Raw genomic sequence first — 4,722 nt, 5'->3', positions numbered from 1 at the left:
GTGTCATGCGTCGCTGAGGTCGACGGTGCGGTTGTCGCCGATCCGGTATGCGCAGATGGCGCTGAGTGTGCAGAATGCTGCGAGCATGATCGAGACACCGATCGGTCCGATTCCGCCGGGGGCGACGAAGATCGAGGCGAGCAGTGGGCCGATGCCACCGCCGATGAGGCCGGCGAACTGGTACGCGACGCCGGCGCCGGTGTAGCGGAATTTGGTCGGGAAGAGCTCGGAAAGCAGGGTGGCGGAGGTTCCTGTCGCTGCCGAGTTGAGTATCGCCATTCCGATGATGAAGGTGGCCAGGATGATCAGCGGGGACCCCGACCCGACCATCGGGAACATGACGAACGCGAACACGGCGTAGCCGACCGCGGCGGGGATGAAGATCTGGCGCCGGCCGACCTTGTCGGAGATGAACGAGAAGAACGGGATGGTGAAGATCATGATGACCAGCGAGACGTTGAGCAGGGTCAGCAGGGTCGACCGGTGCAGACCGTAGTGCGTGGCGGCGTACGAGATCAGGAAGGTCGACACGATCGCCTGGGACATGAAGGTGCCCGAGACGGTGCCGATGCCGAGCAGAACCTTGCCGGGTCGTTCACGGAAGACCTCGATGAGCGGGATGGGCGGCTTCTCCGTTGCCTCGGAACTGTGCTGTTCGGATTCGAAGACCGGGCTTTCCTCGACCCGCAGCCGCACGTACAGACCGACGCCGACGACGACGACCGAGAAGAGGAACGGCAACCGCCATCCCCAGGTCAGGAAGGCCTCGTCGTCCAGGTTGTTGAGCAACGCGAACGCCCCGTAGGCCAGCAGCACTCCGGCTCCCGATCCCAAACTTGCCGCTCCGCCGAAGAATCCGCGTGACTTCTTGGGAGCGTGCTCGACGGCCATCAACACCGCGCCGCCCCACTCACCGCCCACGGCGATCCCCTGGATGAGGCGGAGGGTGACCAGCAGGATCGGTGCGAGTGCACCGATCTGCGCCGAGGACGGCAGGCATCCGATCAAGAAGGTGCTCAGCCCCATCAGAATCATCGTCCACAACAGCGTCGACTTGCGGCCCACCCGGTCCCCGAAGTGACCGAAGATGATCCCGCCGAGCGGTCGAGCCGCGTACCCGATCGCGAGAATCGCGAACGAGAGGATCGTCCCGAGCGACTCGGACGTCGACTCGAAGAAGACCTGCCCGAACACCAGGCTCGCCGCCACCCCGAACACGATGAAGTCGTAGAACTCGACCGTCGTGCCGATCAGGCTGGCGAAATACACGCGTCTGAGTTGCCGTCGATTCCCGACGGCGTCCTCAGCCCTCGGGTGGGCCATATCTCGAGTGTCGGTCATGACTGCCTCTCCTTCACCACGAACGCGGTCGACGCGAATCGGATCGCCAGGGGCGAGCTGCAGTGAGCCGCTCGACTCACGCGTGGCATACGTGGCGGGTGCCTGTGAATTGATGGAGATAATACGAACACAGATGAAGTCTCCGCGCAAGGGTGCGACACCAGTTGTTAACACAAGCCCCAGAAAGTCGGAGATGCCTGGTAGTTGGCATCGAATGCCTCTCGGCAGATGATGCGAGGCATTGGCAAATATCCGGAAGACGTCAAATTTCGTCCGTCATTGGACGAGTATGGCTCGATCGAGGCATCATGTACCGCAAGGTGCTCGACGAGGCGTGCCGCAGCCAGGCAGTACTCAGCCGACAGACACCCGAGGAGAACAAACGATGCGCGACATCTTGGCCGGGCTGACAGCCTGGTACGACCGCGACGTGCCGTTCGCGCTCGCCACCATAGTGCGCACTTGGAAGTCGTCACCCCGCGCGCCCGGCGCGGCCATGGCGGTATCGCAATCGGGCGAAGTGATCGGCAGTGTTTCTGGCGGCTGTGTGGAGGGCGCCCTGTACGAGACAGCCCTAGAGGTGCTCGCCGACGGACGCAGTCGGACAGACGTATTTCGTGTCACCGACGATGACGCGTTCGGTGTCGGCCTGACCTGCGGTGGAACCATCGAGGTCTTTGTCCAGCGCGTCGATCGTACGAGTTTTCCGCAATTCGTCGAACTCGCAGATCGAATCCGTGAGGGAAACCCGGTGGCGGTTGTCACCGACACAAGCGCCGAATATCCCACCCGCCACTGCGTGCTTTCTCGTCATGAGCAGTTCGGCGATCTATCCATCGCTCGTGACGACGTTGCAGATGTAAAGCGCGGCCTGGATTCAGGAGACTCCGCTGTATACGTAGTCGAGGTGCCGGGAAGGGCGAATTCGACCCGCACACTTATGGTGGAGGTCTTCGTACCTCTGCCTCGAATGTATATTTTCGGAGCCATCGACTTCGCCGCCGCCCTCTGTAGGCTCGGAGCATTCGCGGGTTATCACGTAACTGTCATCGATGCCCGACCGGTGTTCGCAACCCCAGCCAGATTCCCGGATGCTGACGACATCGTGGTGATGTGGCCGCACAAATTCCTCGAATCTGCGCCCATTGACCGGCGGACCGTAATCGCAGTGCTCACCCACGATGAGAAGTTCGATCTCCCTCTCCTCGAGCGTGCCCTCCGCTCGCACGCCGCGTACATCGGTGCGATGGGAAGTCGGCCTACCCATGAGCGCCGCGTCGAGGCATTGCGGGAGCGTGGACTCTCCACCGCCGACCTTGCACGCCTACATTCGCCGATCGGGCTCGACTTGGGCGCGCAGACACCCGAGGAAACCGCAGTGTCGATTCTCGCCGAAATGATGAAGACCATTCGTGGAAGTACCGGTGGAGAACTCCGATTACTCTCGGGCCCGATCCACCGACCGTCGATCGCTGTCGGCGCAGGACCCCGCGAGCACACGGTGTGCACCCTACCCGGGGGTCCCGACGAGCCGATCGAATGTAATCTGCAGTAGTACTCCGCTTTTCGATTCAATATCCGAATTCAATCAAGACGGGCGGGTGACCGCGAACATCGCTGGTGTCGCCAGACACTTCGGTGTCTCAGTATCTATCAATCCACCCACCGAGGACCCGGGATCCGCCAGGGTGTGGTGGAAATACCAATCTCACTGCGGCCCGATGAAGGTAGCGACACCTAGCCCGCCGCCGACCCGATCGACGGCCTCCTACCGCAGTCCTGGAAGCCGAAGAATCCTGATCCGGAGTCGACCTCCGCAACGTGCCGGACGGAACCCGATTCCGTTGCCGCAGAATCTGTGTCAGCCACCGATCGCTCCCATACTCCGCACGGGCGGAACGAACCCAGCGGCGTCGATGCCGTGCCCCGCCGACTTGTTCCACATAGCCCCACGCCACAAGTGCGCCAACTCCTCGTCGTCCGCGCCGGACCGCAACGCACCGCGTAGATCGATCTCGGAGTCGCTGAACAGGCACGACCGAACGGTCCCCTCGGCGGTGAGCCGAGTGCGATCGCAGTCGGCGCAGAACGACCGCGTGACCGACGCGATGATCCCCACCGTCGCGGCGCCTCCGTCCACCCGCCACTGGACCGCCGGGGCGGACGGGTCGTCCCGCCCGATCTCATCGAGATCGAAGCGCGCACCAAGCACCGGCAACAGACGCTCGGCCGGCACCATGCTCCCCCGCGCCCATTCGTGGTCGGCGTCGAGCGGCATCTCCTCGATGAAGCGCAGCGCGACGCCCTCGTCGAGGCACCACTGCAACAGATCCGGCGCTCCGCTCAGCGTCTCCGGCATGAGGACCGCGTTGACCTTCACCGGGGCGAGCCCGACTGCGACGGCGGCGCGGATCCCGGCGAGCACCGAGGGCAGCCGATCCCGCCGGGTCAACGACGCGAAGTGGTCACGGTCGATGGTGTCGAGGGAGACGTTGATCCGGGTCAGGCCGGCGTCGGCGAGCCTGCGCACCCGGTGCTCGAGCCCGACCGCGTTCGTCGTCATCGCCAGCGGAATGCCCGGCACCTTCTCTGCGCACCCGCCGATAATGTGCTCGAGGTCCGCGCGCATGAGCGGCTCACCACCGGTGAACCGCACCTCACGCACCCCGAGTCGATGCACGGCGATCTCGACCAACCGGACGATCTCACCTGCGGTGAGCAACCGCTCCGCCGGGATCGCGGGCAGGCCCGCCTCGGGCATACAGTATGTGCACCGCAGCGAGCACTTCTCCGTGATCGACACCCGTAGGTCCCTGGCCACCCTGGCGAAACGATCAACGAGGTGCGCGACGTCCGGGCGCCCTTCGAGTGAGGCCGACCGCACAGACGGAATCCCCATCTCCACTGCCGTCATCGCGCCGCCCTTTCCGTATATCAATCCAGTAAGCCGAGTCGGTACGCCGACGGCGGTCCCAATGACCGCCGATGCCACCGGGCCGCCCTGCCTGCAAAGGAACTGGTAACCGCCCCCAAGGCAGCTGCCTTCGTCCGGAAACCATGAGTAAGGGTAGTTGGTTTCAGCACTCGAGTACGGCGCACTTCCGGACGCGGAACGGTTATTGCGCACGTGTTGCGAAGACGTAGCGGCCGCGACCGGACTCCCGGTGCCTGCCAGGACATTCAGCAGCTCGGCGATGTAGGTGCGGACAGTACCACCGGTGATCGCCCGTAAACCACATTTTTGTTTGACTACTGATGATTAGCTTCTCCACCCCGAGGCTGCCGATCGCAGTCGAGCTCGACATGCCAGTACACATGGCGGCTTGAACTGCTGTTATGTGAATTCCCGAAGTCGGTGTTGACAACTGGTGTCGCACCCTT

General features: G+C 63.4%; 3 protein-coding genes. 1 reads left to right on the top strand and 2 read right to left on the bottom strand.

What is annotated here, in order from left to right; genetic code table 11:
- Nucleotides 1-3: 3 nt before the first annotated feature.
- Nucleotides 4-1,341: an MFS transporter gene (locus AZG88_RS21290; RefSeq protein ID WP_005250331.1), complete on the bottom strand. Its 1,338-nt coding sequence runs from the start codon at nucleotides 1,339-1,341 to the stop codon at nucleotides 4-6.
- A gap of 385 nt (nucleotides 1,342-1,726) precedes the next feature.
- Between AZG88_RS21290 and AZG88_RS21285 the strand changes: the two genes are divergently transcribed.
- Nucleotides 1,727-2,896 carry an XdhC family protein gene (locus AZG88_RS21285; protein WP_005250330.1) on the top strand — a complete coding sequence of 390 codons (1,170 nt, stop codon included), beginning with the start codon at nucleotides 1,727-1,729 and terminating at the stop codon, nucleotides 2,894-2,896.
- A gap of 306 nt (nucleotides 2,897-3,202) precedes the next feature.
- Here the strand turns inward: AZG88_RS21285 and moaA are convergent, their stop codons facing one another.
- Entirely contained in the window at nucleotides 3,203-4,255 is a 1,053-nt protein-coding gene (moaA, locus tag AZG88_RS21280) for a GTP 3',8-cyclase MoaA (protein WP_061698882.1), read from the bottom strand.
- Between the last annotated feature and the right edge of the window lie 467 nt (nucleotides 4,256-4,722).

This window comes from Rhodococcus sp. LB1 (assembly GCF_001583455.1).
GTDB classification, from domain to species: domain Bacteria; phylum Actinomycetota; class Actinomycetes; order Mycobacteriales; family Mycobacteriaceae; genus Rhodococcus_F; species Rhodococcus_F opacus.
This window is presented reverse-complemented; position numbering and strand designations above follow the sequence as displayed.

Coding starts and splice junctions, on each gene's coding strand:
- AZG88_RS21285 (WP_005250330.1), top strand. CDS start 1,727: ATGCGCGACATCTTGGCCGGGCTGACAGCCTGGTACGACCGCGACGTG.
- moaA (WP_061698882.1), bottom strand. CDS start 4,255: ATGACGGCAGTGGAGATGGGGATTCCGTCTGTGCGGTCGGCCTCACTC.
- AZG88_RS21290 (WP_005250331.1), bottom strand. CDS start 1,341: ATGACCGACACTCGAGATATGGCCCACCCGAGGGCTGAGGACGCCGTC.